18 protein-coding genes are annotated in these 21,656 nt (G+C 34.2%); 9 read left to right on the forward strand and 9 right to left on the reverse strand.

Features of this window, described 5'->3' with window-relative positions:
* The 5 genes from VKY47_RS05335 to VKY47_RS05355 all read left to right on the forward strand — a co-directional run.
* A partial coding sequence (locus VKY47_RS05335) for a GEVED domain-containing protein (RefSeq protein ID WP_324310988.1) occupies positions 1-641 on the forward strand: 641 nt, incomplete at its 5' end.
* Between the two features lie 323 nt (positions 642-964).
* Entirely contained in the window at positions 965-1,861 is an 897-nt protein-coding gene (locus tag VKY47_RS05340; protein ID WP_324310989.1) for a mechanosensitive ion channel family protein, read from the forward strand.
* Between the two features lie 423 nt (positions 1,862-2,284).
* Positions 2,285-2,875 (forward strand): HupE/UreJ family protein, encoded by a 591-nt coding sequence (locus tag VKY47_RS05345; protein ID WP_324310990.1) that lies wholly within the window; start codon positions 2,285-2,287, stop codon positions 2,873-2,875.
* 123 nt (positions 2,876-2,998) lie between these two features.
* Complete coding sequence (locus VKY47_RS05350; RefSeq protein ID WP_324310992.1) at positions 2,999-3,430, forward strand: deoxycytidylate deaminase; 432 nt, start codon at positions 2,999-3,001, stop codon at positions 3,428-3,430.
* A gap of 87 nt (positions 3,431-3,517) precedes the next feature.
* Entirely contained in the window at positions 3,518-5,110 is a 1,593-nt protein-coding gene (locus VKY47_RS05355) for a S41 family peptidase (protein WP_324310994.1), read from the forward strand.
* On the opposite strand, the gene VKY47_RS05360 is transcribed toward VKY47_RS05355, so the two are convergent.
* Together VKY47_RS05360 and VKY47_RS05365 are read right to left on the reverse strand one after the other, a co-directional pair.
* A complete protein-coding gene (locus VKY47_RS05360; RefSeq protein WP_324310996.1) occupies positions 5,107-5,715 on the reverse strand; it encodes an FAD-dependent oxidoreductase in 609 nt (202 codons plus the stop codon). The genes VKY47_RS05355 and VKY47_RS05360 overlap by 4 nt on opposite strands.
* Entirely contained in the window at positions 5,715-5,918 is a 204-nt protein-coding gene (locus VKY47_RS05365; RefSeq protein WP_324310998.1) for a hypothetical protein, read from the reverse strand. The genes VKY47_RS05360 and VKY47_RS05365 overlap by 1 nt, the downstream gene beginning before the upstream one ends.
* Positions 5,919-6,039: 121 nt before the next feature.
* On the opposite strand from VKY47_RS05365, the gene VKY47_RS05370 reads away from it, so the two are divergent.
* On the forward strand, positions 6,040-6,609 hold the full coding sequence (locus VKY47_RS05370; protein ID WP_324310999.1) for a DUF3109 family protein: 570 nt from the start codon (positions 6,040-6,042) through the stop codon (positions 6,607-6,609).
* Positions 6,610-6,618: 9 nt separating this feature from the next.
* Here VKY47_RS05370 and VKY47_RS05375 read toward each other — a convergent pair whose 3' ends face one another.
* The 4 genes from VKY47_RS05375 to VKY47_RS05390 form a co-directional block, all read right to left on the reverse strand.
* Positions 6,619-8,607: a tetratricopeptide repeat-containing sensor histidine kinase gene (locus VKY47_RS05375; RefSeq protein WP_324311001.1), complete on the reverse strand. Its 1,989-nt coding sequence runs from the start codon at positions 8,605-8,607 to the stop codon at positions 6,619-6,621.
* 5 nt (positions 8,608-8,612) lie between these two features.
* Positions 8,613-9,347 (reverse strand): LytR/AlgR family response regulator transcription factor, encoded by a 735-nt coding sequence (locus VKY47_RS05380; RefSeq protein ID WP_324311003.1) that lies wholly within the window; start codon positions 9,345-9,347, stop codon positions 8,613-8,615.
* Between the two features lie 326 nt (positions 9,348-9,673).
* On the reverse strand, positions 9,674-11,977 hold the full coding sequence (locus VKY47_RS05385; protein WP_324311004.1) for an inorganic phosphate transporter: 2,304 nt from the start codon (positions 11,975-11,977) through the stop codon (positions 9,674-9,676).
* A 74-nt stretch (positions 11,978-12,051) separates the two neighbouring features.
* Positions 12,052-13,254, reverse strand: a complete 1,203-nt coding sequence (locus VKY47_RS05390) for a porin (protein ID WP_324311005.1) — start codon at positions 13,252-13,254, stop codon at positions 12,052-12,054.
* A gap of 385 nt (positions 13,255-13,639) precedes the next feature.
* Between VKY47_RS05390 and VKY47_RS05395 the strand changes: the two genes are divergently transcribed.
* The gene (locus tag VKY47_RS05395; RefSeq protein WP_324311006.1) at positions 13,640-13,861 is read left to right on the forward strand and encodes a toxin-antitoxin system YwqK family antitoxin; all 222 of its coding nucleotides are present in this window, start codon (positions 13,640-13,642) and stop codon (positions 13,859-13,861) included.
* Positions 13,862-13,913: 52 nt separating this feature from the next.
* Here the strand turns inward: VKY47_RS05395 and VKY47_RS05400 are convergent, their stop codons facing one another.
* Positions 13,914-15,095: a multidrug transporter gene (locus VKY47_RS05400; RefSeq protein ID WP_324311023.1), complete on the reverse strand. Its 1,182-nt coding sequence runs from the start codon at positions 15,093-15,095 to the stop codon at positions 13,914-13,916.
* A 39-nt stretch (positions 15,096-15,134) separates the two neighbouring features.
* On the reverse strand, positions 15,135-17,948 hold the full coding sequence (locus tag VKY47_RS05405; protein WP_324311008.1) for a TonB-dependent receptor: 2,814 nt from the start codon (positions 17,946-17,948) through the stop codon (positions 15,135-15,137).
* Between the two features lie 234 nt (positions 17,949-18,182).
* Between VKY47_RS05405 and dgt the strand changes: the two genes are divergently transcribed.
* Together dgt and VKY47_RS05415 are read left to right on the forward strand one after the other, a co-directional pair.
* The gene (gene dgt, locus VKY47_RS05410; RefSeq protein WP_324311009.1) at positions 18,183-19,526 is read left to right on the forward strand and encodes a dGTP triphosphohydrolase; all 1,344 of its coding nucleotides are present in this window, start codon (positions 18,183-18,185) and stop codon (positions 19,524-19,526) included.
* A 100-nt stretch (positions 19,527-19,626) separates the two neighbouring features.
* On the forward strand, positions 19,627-19,758 hold the full coding sequence (locus VKY47_RS05415) for a hypothetical protein (protein ID WP_324311011.1): 132 nt from the start codon (positions 19,627-19,629) through the stop codon (positions 19,756-19,758).
* A 21-nt stretch (positions 19,759-19,779) separates the two neighbouring features.
* Here the strand turns inward: VKY47_RS05415 and dxs are convergent, their stop codons facing one another.
* On the reverse strand, positions 19,780-21,570 hold the full coding sequence (gene dxs, locus VKY47_RS05420; RefSeq protein WP_324311013.1) for a 1-deoxy-D-xylulose-5-phosphate synthase: 1,791 nt from the start codon (positions 21,568-21,570) through the stop codon (positions 19,780-19,782).
* Between the last annotated feature and the right edge of the window lie 86 nt (positions 21,571-21,656).

Genomic DNA, 21,656 nt, shown 5'->3' on the forward strand with positions numbered 1-21,656 from the left:
CTGCTTTTGAAGACTTTACTTCTATAATAGCAGCTGTAAATCAAGGTGAGACTTATCCAATTGAAATTAAAGGAAATACGGATGGCAATTTTACCAGTAAAATTGTGGTGTATGTAGATTGGAATCAAGATGGCGTTTTCGATAATGCTGTAGGTTCAGAAGAGATGTACGAACTTCCTGATATCCTTAATTCTACAGGAGTAGATGCAATCTCATCTCAAGGATTTATTGAGGTCCCTGCATCTGCATTATTGGGCAATACCCGTATGCGAGTTATGAAGAAGTTTAATACTGTTCCAGATCCTTGTAACACTCTAGGTTATGGCCAAGCGGAAGACTATACAGTTGAAGTTTCTGATGCTACAACAAGTATAAATGATTACAACATGCTGTCTAATACGCGTCTGTATCCAAACCCATTAAACAGTAACACGTTCTTTGTGCATGCTCCTAAATTAAATGGAGAACGCGTAGAAGTGAATATTGTAGATATGGCTGGAAGACTGATCTTTAATAATGGATTGACTGTAAGTGAGAACAAGGTAACTGTTTCTGTAAACGAAGCCTTGACTTCAGGTGTGTATTTAGTAACACTAAAACATGCGGGCGAAGCCCATACTTACAGGTTGGTGAAGGAATAACAGAACCAATTGAATTATAATTACATATTCTTCGGAATAAGAAAACCGTCTCAAATTGAGACGGTTTTTTTATGGCTTTATTTTTTACTCGTGTATTTTTAAATGGATTAAGATCATTAGAATATAAAATACTATGAATCCTTTAAGCTGATTGTTTTTACAGGACTTTTTAAATTATCTTTTCGATAACAGAATTGGTAGTATGTTTTACTGGTGATCTTCATTTCCGGTTACAAAACAGTTAATAATAATCTGATATGGAACAATATCATGCTGTTTTGGCTCGTATTTTAAACGGCTACTAACTTTTTATACCATTTAATATGATCGAGTCCATAAAAATTTTCGAACAATCCCTTCAAGCCTATTGGAATGCCTTTGTAGCCAGTGCACCAAGAATTATTTTAGCCATTTTAATGATTGCTATTGGGTTTTTAATAGCCAATGTTGTTTCCAGATTCTTTAGAAAAACGGTTCTATTAAGAACTCATGATCCATTGATGATTAATTTTCTATCCAAAACCATCAAACTCGGTATCCTCATCTTAATCTTGATGTTGGCCTTAAATGTGGCTGGACTAGGTGGTGTGGCTACAGGATTATTAACAGCTGCCGGGGCGTCGGCCGTTATTATTGGTTTTGCCTTTAAAGACGTGGGCGAAAATTTTATTTCGGGAATTATCTTGTCGTTTAACAGACCTTTCGATGTGAATGATACGGTTATGGTGGATAATATTTTTGGAAAGATTACTTCTCTGGAGTTTCGATATACCAAACTAAAAACATTCGATGGTCGAGACGTTTACATTCCCAATAGCGACATTATTAAAAAAGCGGTTTATAATTATACCGAAGACGGTTATTTTAGATTGGATTTTATGGTAGGAATAGACTATGAAGATGATATAGAATTGGCCAAAAAAGTAATTTTGGAAGCTGTTCAGAATTCTGAAGGAGTTATTGAAAATCTAGAACACGAATGTTTTGTTATTGTAGATTCGTTGGGAGTTAGTACCGTAAATTTAAAAGTCTTGTTTTGGACAAAAACCAAGGAGTTTCGTAAACGCGCTTCAGAAGTAAAAAGTGGCGTAGTAAAAAATGTCAAGCAAGTAATTATGGAAAATGGCCTTAATATGCCTGCCGATATAACCGAAATAAAACTCTATGGCTCTCAAACCAGCATCCCTGTTACTGTAGATTACCGGAATAAGGAAAAATAATGCCCTACTTTAGGGATTTTCAATGGTTGTTATACTGCAATTGTTTTAGGACGAGTCATTATCCCATTGAGGAGATTATAGGGCTATATGATGCTCCATAGATACTTCATAGATACTCCATAGATACTCCATGGATAGTGTATGGATAGTGTATGGGGAATTCATGTCTATTGGTTCAGATATTTAAGGGTATTATTAATTAGGATTTACCTGTAAATCTGCCTTCTTATTTTAGGATGGGTCAAATTAATAGAAATGGTGTATAAACTATATCCATATCTTTTGCTTAAACCGATTCTTGACTTAAAGCCCAAGAACTATTCGTGATACATTAGAAGTTAAACATTCGAAATAAATGTCCAAAATAAGGTCATTTCATTTTAAATTGTATCTTTGAAACCACCCTAAAAACTACAATAAACAATGTTCGATAATTTCTGGTTTCACGTAGAGTATGGCATGAATCACGTGTTGGATATCAATGGCTACGATCATATACTTTTTTTAATAGTATTAAGTGTTCCTTATCTTTTTAAAGACTGGAAACGGGTGTTGCTTTTGGTAACTGTTTTTACTTTAGGGCACACCTTGTCCTTAATTCTAGCAGCTTATAATGTAGTAAGTGTGAATGGTAAATTGGTGGAGTTTTTAATTCCGATTACCATTTTAATTGTCGCGCTTTTTAACGTGTTTACCGCTGGAAAAGGCGCTCAAAAAGAAAAGGTTGGCGTGCTCTTTTTCTCTACCTTATTTTTTGGTTTGATACACGGCTTGGGCTTTGCCAGAGAATTTAGAATGCTGGTTGGAAAATCGAATAACAAATTTGTCACGCTTTTGGAATTTGCTTTGGGCATAGAAATAGCGCAAATAATTATCGTATTTGTGGTATTGTTTTTAGGTTACATCATACAAACCGTTTTCAGGTTTTCAAAACGCGATTGGGTTATGGTTATTTCAGCAGTGGTGGTTGGATTGGTTATTCCTATGATTATTAATAGCGAGTTTTTAGCTTAAGTAAAACCTTCACTTTAACCTAAAGTTTTCATAAAACTTCAATTTGCTGGTTGTAATTAAAATACGAACCGCCTATCTTCGTTGTATAGTATTAAATTTAAAGGGTCACCTTGTAACTTATATATGAAGGAACACAAACAGCTTAAATACGATAAAGCTTATTTAAGAATTGCCGAAGAATGGGGAAAACTATCTTATTGCGAACGCAAGCAAGTTGGCGCAATTATTGTTAAGGATAGAATGATTATTTCCGATGGTTTTAATGGTACACCAACAGGTTTTGAGAATTTTTGCGAAGACGATGAAGGCTACACCAAATGGTATGTATTACATGCCGAAGCCAATGCCATCTTAAAAGTGGCTTCGTCTACCCAATCTTGCAAAGGAGCTACCTTGTATATTACCTTGTCTCCTTGTAAGGAATGTAGTAAATTAATTCATCAAGCAGGTATTGTTAGAGTGGTTTATAAAGACGGATATAAAGATGACTCTGGCTTGGAATTTTTAAGAAAAGCCGGAATCGACCTCGTTTGTATTTCAGATTTAACAGCTTAGAAAACATTCTTGGCTAAAAAACAGTCTAATTAGAACAATAATGATTAGGATGTTGATGTGACAGTTAAAAAATAATAAGAAACACACATGAAACTCAAGAAAAAATATTTACCACTTATTATTGGTGTTGCTATTGCAGCAGGCATTTATATTGGTGGAAAATTAAATTTTTCTGATACTTCCGATAGGTTATTCACCAAAAACAGTAAAAAAGACAAACTTAACAGACTTATAGACTATATAGATTACGAATATATAGAAGATGTCAATACAGACAGTATTGTAGATGTTACCGTTAACGGCATTCTTAATACGCTAGATCCACACTCCGTGTACATTCCTAAAGAAGATATGGAACGAGTAGCCGATAATATGAAAGGAGACTTCGTAGGCATTGGCATTAATTTTTACACCTATAAAGATACCGTTACGGTTATTAGAACGATTGACGATGGCCCAAGCGAGAAGGCTGGAATTAGAGGTGGAGATCGGATTATTATGGCCAATGGCGATTCTATTTTTGGCAAAGATTGGAGCAATAATGCCATTATAAAAAAACTTAAAGGTCCCATAAATACGCTTGTAGATTTAAAAGTGTATCGAAGGGGGGAACCTGAACTATTGGACTTTAAGGTGAAGCGAAATCACATTCCTATTAAAAGTGTAGATGCCGCTTACAAGCTAACCGATAAATTAGGCTATATAAAAGTTAACCGTTTTGCCGAATCCACTTATAAGGAATTCAAAAAAGAGCTTAACAAATTACAAAAAGAAGGAATCACCGAATTAGTTCTTGATTTACGGGGAAATCCTGGTGGCTTTTTAGGTGTTGCCGAACAAATTGCAGATGAGTTTTTGGAAAAAGACAAGCTGATATTATTTACTAAAAATAAACGAGGCGATGTTGAAAAAAGTTATGCTACCAAAAAAGGGGATTTCGAAAACGGAAGAGTATTTGTTTTAATAGATGAAAATTCTGCGTCCGCCAGCGAGATTATTGCGGGCGCACTTCAAGATAACGACAAAGGAACCATTGTTGGGCGTCGCTCTTATGGAAAAGGCTTGGTGCAACGCGAAATGGATTTGGGAGATGGAAGCGCCGTAAGATTAACCGTTTCTAGATATTATACGCCAACAGGTCGCTCGATTCAACGCTCATATAAAAATGGAAATAAGGATTATTACGACGAGTATTTTTCACGGATACAAAGTGGTGAATTGTTGGATCCAGAAAAAATTGAAGTGGCCGATTCTTTAAAATTTACAACACCTAAAGGAAAAGTGGTTTATGGAGGTGGAGGAATTATTCCGGATGTTTTTGTGCCATTGGATTTAAGCATGCATAACGAAACCCTAACGTTTTTAGATAGACGTGGGTTTATTAGCAATTTTGTTTTTGAAGAACTGGAAAAAGACCGTCATGCTTATGATACCATTTCTAGAAACGATTTTATAAATAATTTCAAGTTTAGCGATGATATGGTTCTGGAATTTCAGAATTATCTAAACGAAAAAACCAAAGCCAACATCACATTTGTGGCCTATAACGAAGAAGTAAAACAATATATTAAAGCCACTTTAGCCGATCAGCTTTATGGTAATGGTGCTTTTGAAGAGGTAATCAATCAAACAGATATTATGATTGAAGAGGTGCTTGATTTAAGTAATAAGGACGACTAATCTGGTATTTTGTCATGCACCTTTGTGTGTTCCCCATCATTCCAAAGCGTTAAAATATCTGTAGCTACTTGAGCGCCACTGCCACTTGCAATGGCAAATTGACTTCTCCAACCCGCTAGAGTTCCAGCTACAAAAAGACCTTCATCTATTTTATGATCGGTGTTTTTTAACCAAATCCTGTTTTTTTCGGCTTTTTCTCTTGGATGAGGTTCCATGTAGTCTTCCAAACCTTTAATAGTCATTAAATTGGTGTAGCCAACAGTTACAACTACCAGCTTAGAATGGTATTCTGCCTTGTTGGTTTTTACTAAGAAACCAGTTTTGGTTTTAGTAATTTGGCTTACCTTTTCATTGGTAATTTGTTGTACTTCTGGATATAAAGATGTTAGTTGTTCTTTACCGCTCTCTAAAATGGAAGCGCCAGTGGTTCCGGGCCTTAAGCCTAAAACGTTATTAAATAGCGCAGTTTGTAAATGCGAGGATTTTTGATGGGCAATAATACCAATCTGTTTATTTTTGGCAAATTCCTTATTTTTTGCCGACCCTAAAACTAAAGCACAAGATAGACCAGAAGCGCCTCCACCAATAATTAACACATCGAACATTATCTTCTAACTTTAGATTGTTTTTCAATTTTCTGCGAAATCCGTAAAATCTGTAATAATACCAAAGCGCACATGGCAGCTAAAATGGTAATAAAAGCAACAACACTTTCGCCTTCAAAAGGGCTGTTAAAATTAACTTGGGTGAGATTGTATATAATTAATCCAACAGAGATTATTGATAGTAATATTTTAAAAATCTTCATTTTGTATAAAATTTGAGCTGTTGCAAATTTCGTTAATTTGGAATGATTATTCTCTATATTAAGTGTTTAATTTTTCTTTAATAAGCTATCTTTGCACTTACTTTATTAAGTGTATATAGTTATGTTTCAATTAGGAAATACCATCGTATCGGAAGAGATTATTCAAAAGGACTTTGTCTGCAATCTATCGGCATGCAAAGGCGCATGTTGTATTGATGGCGATGCTGGAGCTCCGTTAGAAGAAAAAGAAACAGATATTCTTAACGCTATTTATCCTAAAATAAAACATCTTTTAAGACCAGAAGGAATTGAGGCCATCGAGCAACAAGGCACTTTTATTGTAACAGAATTCGACGAGTTTGAAACCCCTTTGATTGGCGGGGCAGATTGTGCCTATGTTATTTTCGACAAAAAAGGAACAGCTCTTTGTGGCATTGAAGAAGCTTATAACCAAAAGCTTATCGATTGGAGAAAACCTGTTTCTTGTCATCTTTATCCAATTAGAATTAAGGAATACAGCGAATTCTCAGCTGTTAACTACGATAAATGGGAAATTTGTGACGCTGCCTGCGTCTTAGGAAAGGAACTTCAAGTGCCTGTTTACAAATTTGTAAAAGAAGCGCTTATAAGAAAATTTGGCGAAGATTGGTATGCACAATTAGAAATAGTAGCTGAAAGTTATAAGAAATAGTTTCAGGTTTTAAGCTGTTTTTAAAATGACATTTTTTACGGGTATATGAACTACAACCATGGTTCCTGAAGCCTTGCCATTTTCAAAAAGATCTTCAATTTCTATTTTATAATCGTTTATAAATCCTTTGGAAAAATTGGCCAAACGTGCTTTGGTAATTTCTATTCCAACAGATTTTTGTTTTAATCTTTTATTTTCTTTTATTTTCTGCGAAACAGCACGTCCTACACCATTATCAGTTATGCTTATAGAAACATAATTTAAGGAATCCTGCTTGACTTCTAGATCAATACGTTTGTTGGTCTCTTTAGAAGACAATCCATGCCAAAGCGCATTTTCTAAAAAGGGTTGCAAAATTAAGGAAGGCACCCTAATTAAAGAGGTGTTTACGTTGCTGTTTATATGTACCTGATAATCTATTTCGTTTGAAAAACGCATGTTTTCAATATTCATATATAAGGCCATGGTATCTAATTCGTCTTGTAGGGTAATTTCCTTTTCTGTAGAAGCTATAAGAATTTTTCTAATAAGTTTTGAAAACTTATTAAGGTAATACACAGCATTTTCTTTTTCGTTGTTTATTATATACAGCTTTATGGAGTTTAAGGAATTAAAGATAAAGTGTGGATTCATCTGACTTCTTAACATCTCTTGCTCTAGGGTAACAATCTTTTTTTCGTTTTTTAGCTGTCTTTGTCTTTGTAGGATAACAAAAAATCCAATAATCAAAATGGCCGCGAGCAAACTCATCATCAAGATTCTTCTATTTTGAGCTAGTTTTAATTTGACAATTTCGTTTTCATTAGCAAGAACTTTTATCTGGTTGCTTTTTTTCTCAGTTTCGTATTTTAAAATCAAATCGGTGACATACTGAAAGTTTTGTTCGTTGGTAATAGTCTTGTCCAAGTCCACATATTGCTTGTAAAAAAGAAGCGAATTCTCAAAGTCACCTAATTGTTCTTCTAGTTGAGACAAATTATTGTAGGTTTCCGCTTCTTGGGATTTTAGATGGTATTTTTTAGCAATTCTTAAAGCCTCGTTCAGGTTTTTTTCGGCAGCCTTAAGGTTGTTCATTTTTAACTGGATCAATCCCAGATTGGAATAAGAGGTGGAAATATAATATTTATCGTTAATAATCTTGGCCTTTTCTAAGGCAGTTTCAATAATTGGAAGGGCCTTTTCGTATTCACCTTTAACGATATCCAGCTTCCCAATACTGTTGTAACAAATAACACGTCCGATGTCTGAATCTATTTCGTTGTTGTATTCTAATGAAATTTGGTAATTTATTAGGGCTTCATCCAGCATGCCTTTAGCTTCTTGGGCATAACCAATATTATGATAGTTAATGGCCAGGCCTAATTTATTGTCTAATTCCCGCTCAATATCCAAGGATTTTTTAAACAGACCCAAAGCCATATCGTATTGTTTTAAAGCCAAATAAATATTACCCATACTGTTCTGAGAGATGGCAATACTGTGTTTAAGGCTGGCTGTCATAGGGTTTACTGTTTCTGCCAGATCGAGTGCTTCTTTATGAAAGTCTAAAGCTGTTCGGATAACATCCTGTCTTCTATAAACAACTCCAAGCATATTTAAACTGATTACTTCTAAATCTATGCTTTCAGCTTGTTTAGCTTTTATTAAAGCTTTTTCATGAAGTTCTACGGCTTTATTATAGTTAGATATATTCCGGTAAGATTCCCCCAACATATTAAGTGCGTAGCTTTCACCTTTTAGAAAATGGCACTCGTTAGACTCCTTTAATAGGTAACTCATTTTTAGGGTATCTGTAGAGAATTCATAGAATACAGAATCTAAAAACTGATAATCTGTAGCTTTTCTTCCCAAAACATGATCTACAAGAATTTTATAATGATTTCCAACGTCAACCTGTGCCTGGATAGCTAGCGGAATAAGAAAGAAACTTACTAAAAAATAACGAAGGTAGGATTTAGCTAAAAACGAAAAATTGCAATGGAGTAAAAACCTTGTCATTTGTTTTATAGTTTGTTTAAAAAATCGGTTTTTCTTTGACGAGCAACAGGGATTTTTTCATTTGATTCCATAAGTACATAAGCTTCATTTTTTACAAACTCCTTTATTTTATTAAGGTTTATAACATATGAGTTGTGAATTCTAAAGAAATATTTTTCAGGTAAAATAGCATCGATTTCCTTTATTTTTTTGGTAACGACCATTTTTTGATTGTTGGTCATAAAAAAAGTACTGTAGTTACCATCAGATTCTATATATAAAATATCGTCTATATTCAAAAACACCAGTTTGCCTTCGGTGTTTAAAATAATTTTCTGTTGTTTTAGATTGGAATTAAAATTTAAAAGTGCTGCTTCAACTTTCGAAATGGAGAAATTATTGGCATGGAATTTTTTTATCTTTTTTATGGTTTCCTCCAAATCATCGGAATCTATAGGCTTTAAGAGATAATCGATAGCTTCGTTTTTTAAGGCTTTTAATGCGTATTCGTTGTAGGCAGTAGTGATAATAACGGCATAATCCTTATGGTTTATACTCTCTAAAAACTGAAACCCATCCATGGTGGGCATATTTATATCTAGGAACAGGCAGTCTGGAGTGTGCGTTTTTAAATAGTCAATAGCTTTCTCGGGACTGGTAAAAGTTTCGACAATCTGAATCTCGTTGCTAAAACTTTCCAATTCCCATAAGAGGCTTTTAATTGCCTTAGGCTCATCATCAACAATTACTGCTTTTATCATATACTCAAAGATAAGAATATATTGTTTGGTTTTAAATTATAGATGTATAGTTGGTTTGGTTATATGTATAATAGGTTGGTTTTTAATTTGTTTTTAAAAAATTTGAAGCTGAATATTACCAACCATACAGTATTTTATACCAACCATACATTAGATAATTTTTAAGGAATTTTTTTTCCGATATTTGTTTCGCTATTAATTAAGGGATACGCATTTCATTTTATAGATGGTTGCTATTAATCAATTAAAAAAACCAGTGTAAACTGGTTTTTTTTATGTTTTTTTTTAAAAACATCTCTTCAAATACCTAATAAATAAACAAGGTTTTATTCTGCTTGTTCATCTGAAAGTTTAGCGGGCTTTATGGAACTGTCAAAGGCACCGTGGTACTCTTCCAATAAATTCATAATAGCTGCTAATAAATCTTTAGTCTCTAAGAGGATACTAAAATATAGGGTCGTGTTTTTAGGACTGGACTCTTCGGTTCTAGTACGTTCTACTTGTTTCTGGATTTTAGTGCTAACTAAAGATACAATCTCGGCCTTTCTATTTAAAATAAGACCTATTTCTTCGAAAGAACGGGATTCAAAAGCATTTCTTGTGTTTTCGAAGAGTCTTTCAAAACGTGCATCGACTTCCTTTAACTCTTTTATTTGGCTAAATTTAAGTTTCTTATGATTGTTGTTTACATGTTTATGACTCACTTTAGAGATGTATTCTAAAGATTGTGCAATATCCTGTAAATAGCCTAAAATGTTAATATAAAAGCTACTAGCACCAATGCTAGACTCGTCTAGGTTTTTTATAAAGTAAAAAATATGATCTCGTAATTCATCTATTTCATCCGAGAGCTTTATAACTTGTTTTTTGTTCTTTTTAAGTAAGGTTAAATCTTGCTTGGCCAAGCCGTTAATAGCATTGGTGTAAATTCTATTCCCTCGTTTAATAACATGGGCAATATTCTCTGCGCTTTCGTGGATGACACCTTGAACGGAGCTGCTTTCTGCACGGGTTAAGCTACCTTCTTCCTTGGTTTCTTGTGCTTTCTTTTTATGTGCAATATAACTTCTAACCAATAATAAAGTGGCTATTAATAAAAATATAGGTACCATAACCTGTACATTCCAATTAAGGAAATAAGCAATAATAGCTGCAGAAATAAAGGCTACAAAAGCGGTAAAGAACCAGCCACCAATAACATTTAATACGCCAGCTACTCTATAAACAGCGCTTTCTGCACCCCAAGCTCTATCGGCCAAAGAGGTTCCCATAGCAACCATAAACGTCACGTACGTAGTAGATAATGGTAGCTTCATGGAAGTTGCAACAGATATTAAAGCAGCGGCAACCATTAAATTTATAGCGGCACGAACTAAATCGAAGGCGGGCAACTCATAAGTTTTATCTCTTTTTAATGGAATAACAGGCTTTTCAAATTGCTTTTCAATTTTAGCTTGCCAGGATTCCGGGAGTAAATAAGATGACATTTGCGATCCTAAAATGGCAGTTCTTACAAAAGTTCGAGACAAGAAATTAGGCTGAAAGCGTTCTTTGGTTTCTTCTTGACTAGATAAGTCCAACGATGTTTTAACCACGCTTTTAGCTTTGCTAGAAAACCATAAGGTGGCAACCATAATGAGTCCTGCAGCAATTAACAAGATGGTTGGGGTTGGCACTTGGTCTGCCAGAAAGGCCATGCTAAAGGCATCTGCAGCTACTCCAGAGCCTGCCCAAGTAGAATAAGATACCCATCCAGCAATTGGTACTCCTATAAAATTTACTAAGTCGTTACCAGCAAAGGCCAATGCTAGGGCAAAGGTTCCAACTAAGATAATAAGTTTGTAGATGTTTATTTTTAATAGAGCTAATAAAAGATAAGACAATAAAGTCCAAAAAGTTAAACTGAGAGCAACAATAACTGAAACGTGCGATTCTATATAATCTTTTAAAGTGGTGTCTCCTAAGAAATCAAGTTTTTGGGAGGCTAAAGACGTTCCGCTCAATCCTTTTATAAAAATAAAATAGGTAATGGATGTTAAGGCAATACCTCCAAATAAGGCACCAACCCAATGGGCTTTCTTTTCAAAGTTGTATGAAAGTAAAAGTCTGGCAACCCACTGTACCATGGCTCCTATGGTAAATGCAATAACCACGGAGAGCAGGATTCCGAATATAATTTCGGTTGCTTTGGATGTGTTTATATAATTAATAGCATCTGTTAAACTACCTCCATCATGCGCTACTTTTATTAAAGCCATAGCCACCGAAGCACCTAAAAGTTCAAAAACTATAGATACGGTAGTCGATGTAGGCATCCCTATGGTATTGAAGAAATCCAATAACAAAATGTCTGTAATCATAACCGCCATGAAAATAATCATGACTTCATTAAACATAAATTGATCAGGATTAAAAATACCATTTCTAGCAACTTCCATCATTCCGCTAGAGAAAACAGCACCAATAGCTACTCCGGCACTTGCAACAATCATAATGGTTTTAAAGGGAATGGCTTTAGATCCTATGGCAGAATTTAGAAAATTAACAGCATCATTGCTTACACCAATAATTAAATCGGCTACGGCTAAAACGGCCAAGGCAACAATCATTAATAAGTAAATATTTTCCATATATTTTAGAGTCTTATAAGTCTATGCAAATATCTATCGTGTTTTTGGTTACCATGTTACCAAAATGTTATTAATTAGAAATGAACTTCAAACTGAAGTCTATATGCCAATCTGCTATTTATATTTTCTGTGTCTAAATAAGTAACATCCGACTGTACTTTTAATTTATGGCCCACAATATATTTTGAAATGCCCAAAGTGTATTCGTTAACAGTGCTTTCATTAAAAATACTATTATTGAAATCCACATTCGAAAAACGGCTGGCAATTTCCCAATTGCTTTTAAATAAATAACCAGCTTGTAGGTTTAAAGCAGAGCCTACCTGAACTATTTGACCGGTTGGAATACCGTCATCGTTTATGGCTACCGGGTTTTCAGCATCTCGCTTGGCATATTCACCCATAAAAGAAAAACCTTTGTGTTTAAACATAGTATCGATAAAGAGGGTGGTTATGTTTGTTTTATAAAAACCCGAATCGGTTATCATGTAAACTCCTTGATTGCTTCTTGTTTTAACAGCATTATTGTTGAAATCGTAAGTCACACCAACTGCAAGTTTTGGGCTCTGTGGTCTATTTAAAGAACCGCCTATATAATCTCCGTTGTCAGGAAATAATCCTAAAGGTAAAAACTCCAAACGGCCGGTATATTGAAGTCCACCGTGGCTACCAGTAGTTACATTTCTTCCTTCGCCTTGCGTAAAAGCTAAGGCTTCCCTAATTACAAAAGTGTCTGTAAGCTTAAAATGATGCCTGAATTGAATTCCTAAATCGCGATCTAGAGTAAACTCACCACTTAAAATAGATCGATCTACAAACTGGAGGTTTCCAGAGGATATAATAGCGTCTCTATTTCCGGGAAGAATCGCTTGGCCAAACCATAATTCGAAATTTTTGTAAAAATTCCATTTCAAGACAGCATCAATAATAAATCTTGGAGTATTGCTAGTATAAATAGAAGCTCCAGCCATATCTCTATTAGAAAAACCCAATTGAAGTTTATAAGTAAGTTTTGGAGTTAATACATACCCGTCAAATTTTAACCTTGCTCTTCTTACTAAAAAGGCAGTTTCACCATTCATGAGTTCGCCGTTATTGTTTTCCCAACTAGCTAAAGTTAAAAATTGCATTCTGGCGCCAATCTTCATAGCCCACGAACTATCCTGACCCACAATGTTAAATATACCTTTACCAAATTTTGACGAGGTTATTTCTTGTGCGTGGACAAGATTGGCAGAAACGAGTAATAGTAAAATTACAAGTACTTTAAATTTCATATAAGGCTTTTAGTTTTTGTAGCTACAAAGAACCTAATATAAAGTTAAATTTATGTTTTCTACCTATTAAATTTTTAAAAAAAGCCTGCTTTGGCCGAAAGCAGCCATAGATGTCATGATAATATTGTCGACAAAAACTAATAGATTATATGAAATTACTTAATTTGTTATCTTAAGACATTACAAAGATCATTAATATTTAAAAGCTTATTGTAACGGGATTATTAAGATAATGCATAGCCATTAAATGGCGTATAACTTACTTGTAATTAGTTGCTTAAATTTAAAAGGTAAAATGAACGCTAAGAAAGCGCAGTCTTAATGTTTTTAAATAGTTATGTTTGGAATAGAATAAATAAACCCAATAATTATAAAGAACATTTTAATGTTTTTTGTCTTTTTAATTCCTGTAGGCTCTTTTGTACAAGAAAGAGAATTAAAACTTAATACGAGCATAAATTTAATTGAAGTGGTTTATTATTATGACAATGGAGTTATAAGTCAAACAAGCACTTATACTCTAAATGGAAAGCTTCAGGGCGAATGGTTGAGTTTTAACACAGAAGGTAGAAAAAAAGTTTCTGCGAATTATGATGCTACTCATTAAAAAAGCATCCTAAATTTAGGATGCTTTTTTTGTTAGACTAATTCACAACTATTTATTTTACAGTCCAAGTAGCTCCCCAAGAGGCATAATCTGTTCCAGTTCCATTTCCTTCTCCTGAAATAAAATCTGATTCTGTAAATGTTTCACCAGTATCGTTTTTCATTTTTAAAGTAACATCTGTAAAAGTAATATTGCTTACATATAGGTCGCCACTTATAACACCAGCACCAGTAGGGTTATCTCCTGCATCACCATCTAAATCAAAAGCTTCTTCAAAACCATTAATTAATACGTTGTTAAAAATGCCTTGAGTTCCTGCTCTTAGTCTTATGGCTTCATTTCCAGTAGTAGAACCTTGTCCTATAATGGTAAGGTTGGTAATAGTAGGCTTCGAGTAGTAGCCAGTAGCATTGCTGAAATCTGTATTATATCCATCTGCTTCAATACCTTTATCATGATTAACACCATGTTTGATATAGGCATTTGTAATGGTCCCAGTATAGCCTTCTGTCCAGTCTATAGAATCGTCTTGGGCGTTAATAACAGATACGTAGCTAGCATTTACGGTACCTCCAAAAAACTCAACACCATCATCTTTTCCTTCAAAAGCTTGAATATATTCTACTACTGTTCCGTTTCCTACACCATAGAAAGAGAAACCGTTATTTTCTGACTGTCCATCTGCAGCTCCACCAGAATACTCTACACGTACATAACGAACAATTCCAGAATCGTCTGAAGCATCTGTGCCACCATAAGGTAAACTAGCAATTTCTGAAGTAGAAGTAGCGTTTCCAGCAACCGAGTTAATAGGTGCTTTTCCTAAAATGATTAATCCTCCCCAATCGCCAGCAGAAGGAGTAGAAGCATCTGAAGTGAAAACAATAGGACTGTTTACTGTGCCATTAGCAATTATTTTAGCACCTTGAGAAATAGCCACGTAAACATTTGCGCCAGATGCTAAAGCTTTTATGGTCATTCCGGCAGGAATTTCTAAAGTAGTTCCGCTAGCCATGATTAAAGAGCCGTTTATTTTATAAGTGTTGTTGGCATCAAGTATTAAATCTTGTGTATAAGTACCCGATAAGAAAATAGTTTCAGGATTTGGAGTTTCACCGCCACTATTGTTGTTTGTTGTGCTATTGTCTGTAATATTAATGTCGGATGTGTCGTCTGTTGTACAAGAGAAAAGCATGCTTATTAGTGCAGTTCCTAAAATTAAGTTGTTTTTCATTTTTTCTAGTTTCATTTTTGTTTAGTTTATTAATTGTGTTTAAAATTTATATTTAAGTTGAACTCCTAAATCCATCCCTTTTTTATAATCTGTAATACCCTTGCCGTTAGCTGAGTTTACAGCAATGTCTCCTAAAGTTGTTTCTCTAAAATATTCTATGGTTGGATTTAATAGATTTTTGATACTGAAGTTTATTTCTAACTTATTGTTAAAGTTGTTTCTCCAGATAAAATCTAGAGTTGGCACTCCTTTTTCAATAATATTTCCTAATTGTCCTGAGCCTAAAGCATCTATTCTGTCTGAGAAGTAAGAGAATACTAAATTGGCTATAGGTTTATAGGTTCCAAAAGTTGGAGAGTAATTGATGTCTGCATTTAGTATTAACGGAGAAGCACCTTGCAGCTTGTCTTCAGATTTATTAAAACTTACATCGTAATAAGTTCCATCTATTGAGTTGTATAAATCCTGTTTGGTTTTCATGTATGTTGCGTTAAAACCTAGGGAAAGTTTAGAGTTGTCAGTATCGTTAGTAATTAAGTTTTTTCTTAATTCTACTTCAATTCCATACACATTTGCTTTATCACCTGTTCTAAAATAACGCTGTGTTCCTGTGGCATCGGCACCAACTACTAAGTTTACTGGATCGTTAATTTCTTTAGTAAATAGAGCAACCGAGATAATTTCACTTTTAGTATAGAACCATTCGTATTTTAAATCGAGGTTTATAATTTTTGAATAACCTTTGTCTAATAGATCTGGATTTCCCCCAATTTTAGTCGAAATATCTTCGTAAACAAAAGGCGCAACTTCTTTAAATTCTGGAATAGAAACAGTCTGACTTGCAGAAAAGCGAAGGTTTTGGTTATTGGTTAAAGCGTATTTTACATTAAGACTTGGTAAGAAGAAATTGTCGTAAGAACTTATTTTATTTTCACCTTGATTTCCAAGGTTAATCACATCGAATGCAATGTCTTGTTGAAATGATTCTAATCTCACTCCAGGAACAATTAGCCATTTTTCTCCAGCTGTAATTTCAGCATCTATATATCCAGAGAAAACATCTAATGTACCATTATAAGTATTTTCTGGTAAACCAGGTCTATTGGTATTTGATAGGGTTGGGATGTTATTAATAACTTTTATTTCATAAACACCTTCATCGCCAGGGTTGAGGTTTAAATTCTCTAAATTAAAGATACTGTTGAAATTGTTTACATTAGAGATTTGATAACCATTCTCTACTATATCATAACCATAACGGATGTTTTCAAAATTTCTTTGTTTGCTTTTACCGTTAAAACCAACATTTAATTTTAATGTCTCGTTAGCCTGATAGGCTAAATTTAGTCTTCCGTTATATTCTTCGTCTTGAATATCTTGAAAATAACGTTGATTATCGAAAACCACATTGCTATAAAAAATGGGGTTTGTTTCTATATCGTTATCTAAAGCTAAGTGATAATTTTCAACACTTATACGTTTCCTGTCTGGTTGTTTAGAGAAAACAGAGTTGTATCCAAAGCCCCAATCCACGTCAAACTTTCCTGAGGTATGGTTTCCTAATAATTGGTTGACAAACATTTGTGTTTGATCAAATTGAACATTCATTTGATAAAAACCTTTGTCTGAATTAGCTTGAGCATCTCTATTTCTACCTTTTCCATCTATTCCAAAATAGCCAACAACATCTGATGAATTATTAATAAATAAGAAATTATATCTAACAGAATTTGCATCATCAATGGAGTAATTTACATTGGCCATAGCTGTAGTTGTCGTGTTGTATTCATATTCTTCCGCATTATCTATAAAAGCTTTTTTTTCGGTTAGCGTATAATCTACGGCAGAACCCTTTCTGTATTCGTAGTTGTTTTCAAATGAAGCTGTAGCAAATAGATTTATTCGGGACCCATTTTTTAAGTTGAAGGATTTTCCTGCTGAAGCTCCATAGCCTACATTAATAGGAGAGCTTACATTTATAGGGTCGACTCCATGAGATAAAATAACAGCAAATGGGTTGTGATTGTACCTGCCATAGTAACCAAAATAGCCAGTACCTTCGCTTCTTACAAAATTCTTGTCTATGGCGTTTGTATTGAAACCAGTAGTAGTAAAAGCATTGAAAAAACCGTTGCCACTATAATCTTTTGAAGATATATCAATGTTTCCTGCCGAAAAATCGCCATAAAATTTTGAAGCGTATGCCTTGCTTATAGATACGTTTTGAATAATATCTGAAGAGAAGATATTTAAGTTTATATTCTTCTTATTAACATCATTAGAAGGTAAAGACAGTCCATTCATAGTCGTGTTTAAGTATCTATCTCCTAAACCTCGCACATATACATTGCTGGAACCTTCTTGTTTAGAAACCCCTGAAATTTTTGCTACAGCACCAGCAGCATCACTAATTCCTTTTCTAGACAATTCATCGGCACCAATACTTTGTTTTATTTCAACAGCTTTCTTTTGGTCTAATAATAAAGCGGTTTCACTTTCTCTTGTGGTTGTAGTTTGAATTAAAATTTCATTTAAAGAAGCAGTGCTAGCCTTCATAGAAACATTTATTTTGGTTTCTTTATGTGCTATAATCTCAACGTCAATTTCTTGGGTTTCATAACCAATAAAACTGTAGATTACAGTATGTGTTCCTGGTTCAACATTATTTATTTCATATATGCCATCGAAATCTGATGTGGTTCCTTTTATAGTCCCCTTTATTAAGATGTTAGCAAAAACCAAAGGTTCGTTATTATAATCTAAATCGATCAATTTACCAGTTATTGAGCCCGTATTTTGGGCATAGGTAGTTAAGGAAGTCATCAAGATAAAAAGGAGAAAAATATGTTTCATTTATATGTTTAGTTCTTTAGTTGTTTTGTTGACGCAAAGAAACTGTAACAATGTAAAGAGTGTGTTAATCCTAGATTATGCCATTGTAATAAAACGGTTAGCTTAATGTTATTGGATTTACGTAAAATGATGTATTTAGAAATGATAACATAACATCAAGTTCAATAGAATTGTTTATATATGAGGGTTTTTAAAACACGAAAAAATGTATCTTGCAACAGATAAATAGTAACTATGAACTGGGAACAACTACTCTCCTTAAAACGATATGGGGACACAAACAAGCGTTTAAGAAAAGAACAAGACGAAACTCGTTTAGGGTTTGAAGTGGATTATGATCGGATTATATTTTCGTCAGAATTTAGAAGTCTTCAAGATAAGACCCAAGTCATTCCCTTATCTCAAACAGATTTTGTTCATACCAGATTAACACATAGTCTAGAAGTTAGTGTGGTTGGAAGAACTTTAGGTAGAAAGGTTGGAGCCAAATTAATTGAGAAATATCCGCATTTGCAAGCCATTCATGGGTATCAGCCGAACGATTTTGGAGCCATAGTAGCAGCAGCCGCTTTAGCCCACGATATTGGAAATCCACCTTTTGGACATTCTGGGGAAAAAGCAATTGGGGAATTCTTTATATCAGGAAATGGTAAACCGTATAGAAACCAATTAACCGAAAAGGAATATCAAGATCTATGCGATTTTGAAGGAAATGCCAATGGTTTTAAAATTGTCACTCAAAGTAGAATAGGAAGAGAAGGAGGTTTGAGATTAAGTTATGCCACCCTTGGTGCTTTTACAAAATATCCAAAGGAATCTTTACCTAAAAAACCAAGCAGTCATATTTCCGATAAGAAATACGGGTTTTTTCAAAGTGAAAAAAAGCTATTTATTGACGTTGCAGATGAATTAGGCTTACTAAAAAGAGGAGCCAAAGAAGATTTAAGTTTTTCCAGACATCCCTTAACATATTTGGTCGAAGCTGCAGACGATATTTGCTATACTATTATTGATTTTGAGGACGGTATTAACTTAGGGCTTATTCAAGAAGAATATGCCCTAGAATATTTGATAAACCTGGTAAAACATTCTATTAATTCTAAAAAATATCATCTACTTTCTAATACCCAAGACCGCATAAGTTACTTGAGGGCGCTAGCCATAAACACCTTAATAAACGAAGCAGTAGATGTGTTTTTAACCAATGAAGAAGCCATCTTAAACGATAGTTTTACAACAGGATTGTTAGATAAAAGTCAGTATGAAGCTCAAATTAATGACATTATTAAGATAAGTGTTAAAAAGGTGTATCAATCTGAAGAAGTTATAGACAAGGAAATTATCGGTTTCGAAGTTATTAGTACACTTTTAAATGTTTATACGAAGGCTGTGATTAATAAAACCCTAGAAAAAGCCTCCAATTACGATTTGTTGATTCTTAAAAGTATTCCCGATCTTTATTTTGAGGAAGAAAGTACTACATACGTCAAGCTTTTAAGTGTTTGTAATTATGTGTCCTTACTATCAGATAGTCAAGCCATTCTAAAATATAAAAAAATAAAGGGTATTGCTTTATAAATAAAAACAGATCTCCTTTCTGTTTTTTATTTATAGGTACTTGTGTAAAAAAACTAAATAAACTACTTTTATAAATCTTAAAACCCAAATCTAACCTAAAATGAAAAAAAATCTATTTGGAGCTATTGTAATCGTATTTGTTGTTTTTGTAGCTGTATTGGTATTGAAGGAAATAAATGAAACAGGAGCTTCTGAGATTAATGCACAACAATACTACGCGGATTATGAGTAAGTTTTCAATGAATTAAAATTCTTAAGTAAAGCTGGTCGACTCTAGATATCCAGATAATGTTTTAGAAATAGATAAACTATCTATGCCACATTCAAGTTGCAACTCCTCGGTAGTGCCATGTTCTATAAACTTATCAGGAATTCCTAGTGTTTTAAAAGTGTTTTTATAATGGTGTTGCGCTGCAAACTCTATAACAGCCGATCCAAACCCACCTAGAACACAACCATCTTCTACCGTTATAATTACTTTATAACTACTACAAATGCTGTGGAGTAAAACTTCATCTAAAGGCTTTGCAAATCGCATATCGTAATGAGACACAACGTTTTCTACAGGTAGTAAATCTATTGCTTCCGTACAATTCTTAGAAATAGTACCTATACTTAAAACAGCTATACTTTTCCCTTTTTTTAAATTGATGGCTGTGCCTATTTTAATCTCAGAAAAATCTTGTTGCCAATCTTGGGTAACGCCTCTTCCTCTAGGATATCTAATAGCAAGGGGTTGTTTTAGTTTGCCAAGTTGCGCAGTGTAAAGGATGTTTCTGAGTTCTATTTCGTTTCTGGGTGCAAAAATAATCAGGTTTGGAATGCAACGTAAATAAGCTAAATCAAAAACGCCGTGATGCGTAGCGCCATCTTGTCCAACCAAGCCCGCGCGATCCAAACAAAAAATAACGGGTAAGTTTTGTAGAGCAACATCATGGATAATTTGATCGTAGGCACGTTGTAAAAAGGTGGAATAGATATTGCAAAATGGAATGAGGCCTTGGGTTGCCATTCCAGCAGCCAATGTTACGGCATGTTGCTCGGCTATCCCCACATCGAATGCACGATCAGGCATTTCCTGCATCATGTATTTTAAGGAACTTCCAGTAGGCATGGCAGGTGTAATTCCAATAATTTTTGGATTGCTTTTAGCTAATTCAACTAGTGTAAAACCAAAGACATCTTGGTATTTAGGCGGTTGTTTTATTTTGTTTTTTATTACTAACTCACCAGTAATAGCATCAAATTTTCCTGGGGCGTGATAAGTAACTTGATTGTCTTCAGCTTGTTTTAAGCCTTTACCTTTTTTGGTAATAACATGTAAGAACTTTGGGCCTTTTAAAGTTTTAAGTCGCTCTAATTCAGAAATAAGTTTAAAAATATCATGCCCATCAATAGGACCAGAATAGTTAAAATTAAGAGCTTCGAAAATATTATCTTGTTTTTCGGTGCCTTTTTTCACATGGGTCAAATATTGTTTTAAAGCCCCAACGGAAGGATCAATCCCAATGGCATTATCATTTAAAACCACTAATAAATTGGCGTCTGTAACCCCAGCATGATTTAAACCTTCAAAGGCCATCCCGCTAGCAATAGATGCATCGCCAATAATAGCTATGTGCTGTCTGTGCATATCGCCTTGAAGTTGGGAGGCGAGGGCCATGCCTAAAGCAGCAGAAATAGAAGTGGAAGAGTGTCCAACTCCAAACGTATCATAAACGCTTTCGTCTCTTTTAGGAAACCCGCTGACTCCATGCAATTGTCTATTGGTGTGAAAATTGTTTTTTCTGCCAGTTAATATTTTATGGCCGTATGCTTGATGTCCTACATCCCAAACTAACAGGTCTTGTGGTGTATTGAATACATAATGCAAAGCAATAGTGAGTTCTACAACGCCTAAACTAGCTCCTAAATGTCCTTCTTTGGTAGCAACAATATCAATTATAAAGCGTCTTAATTCTTTGGCTAACTTTGGAAGGTGTTCTTTTTGAAGTTTGCGTAAATCTTCTGGAGATTCAATAGAATTTAAAAAATCTGTAGGCATGAGTACGAATTATCTGGTAAAATTATTAAAATAACTGTTAATTTCATGGCTTTATGGAGTATTTTAAAGATTTATTATGATTATAT

Source organism: Xanthomarina sp. (assembly GCF_035306705.1).
GTDB lineage: Bacteria > Bacteroidota > Bacteroidia > Flavobacteriales > Flavobacteriaceae > Xanthomarina.

Coding starts and splice junctions, on each gene's coding strand:
- VKY47_RS05340 (WP_324310989.1), top strand. CDS start 965: ATGATCGAGTCCATAAAAATTTTCGAACAATCCCTTCAAGCCTATTGG.
- VKY47_RS05345 (WP_324310990.1), top strand. CDS start 2,285: ATGTTCGATAATTTCTGGTTTCACGTAGAGTATGGCATGAATCACGTG.
- VKY47_RS05350 (WP_324310992.1), top strand. CDS start 2,999: ATGAAGGAACACAAACAGCTTAAATACGATAAAGCTTATTTAAGAATT.
- VKY47_RS05355 (WP_324310994.1), top strand. CDS start 3,518: ATGAAACTCAAGAAAAAATATTTACCACTTATTATTGGTGTTGCTATT.
- VKY47_RS05360 (WP_324310996.1), bottom strand. CDS start 5,715: ATGTTCGATGTGTTAATTATTGGTGGAGGCGCTTCTGGTCTATCTTGT.
- VKY47_RS05365 (WP_324310998.1), bottom strand. CDS start 5,918: ATGAAGATTTTTAAAATATTACTATCAATAATCTCTGTTGGATTAATT.
- VKY47_RS05370 (WP_324310999.1), top strand. CDS start 6,040: ATGTTTCAATTAGGAAATACCATCGTATCGGAAGAGATTATTCAAAAG.
- VKY47_RS05375 (WP_324311001.1), bottom strand. CDS start 8,607: ATGACAAGGTTTTTACTCCATTGCAATTTTTCGTTTTTAGCTAAATCC.
- VKY47_RS05380 (WP_324311003.1), bottom strand. CDS start 9,347: ATGATAAAAGCAGTAATTGTTGATGATGAGCCTAAGGCAATTAAAAGC.
- VKY47_RS05385 (WP_324311004.1), bottom strand. CDS start 11,977: ATGGAAAATATTTACTTATTAATGATTGTTGCCTTGGCCGTTTTAGCC.
- VKY47_RS05390 (WP_324311005.1), bottom strand. CDS start 13,254: ATGAAATTTAAAGTACTTGTAATTTTACTATTACTCGTTTCTGCCAAT.
- VKY47_RS05395 (WP_324311006.1), top strand. CDS start 13,640: ATGTTTTTTGTCTTTTTAATTCCTGTAGGCTCTTTTGTACAAGAAAGA.
- VKY47_RS05400 (WP_324311023.1), bottom strand. CDS start 15,095: ATGAAAAACAACTTAATTTTAGGAACTGCACTAATAAGCATGCTTTTC.
- VKY47_RS05405 (WP_324311008.1), bottom strand. CDS start 17,948: ATGAAACATATTTTTCTCCTTTTTATCTTGATGACTTCCTTAACTACC.
- dgt (WP_324311009.1), top strand. CDS start 18,183: ATGAACTGGGAACAACTACTCTCCTTAAAACGATATGGGGACACAAAC.
- VKY47_RS05415 (WP_324311011.1), top strand. CDS start 19,627: ATGAAAAAAAATCTATTTGGAGCTATTGTAATCGTATTTGTTGTTTTT.
- dxs (WP_324311013.1), bottom strand. CDS start 21,570: ATGCCTACAGATTTTTTAAATTCTATTGAATCTCCAGAAGATTTACGC.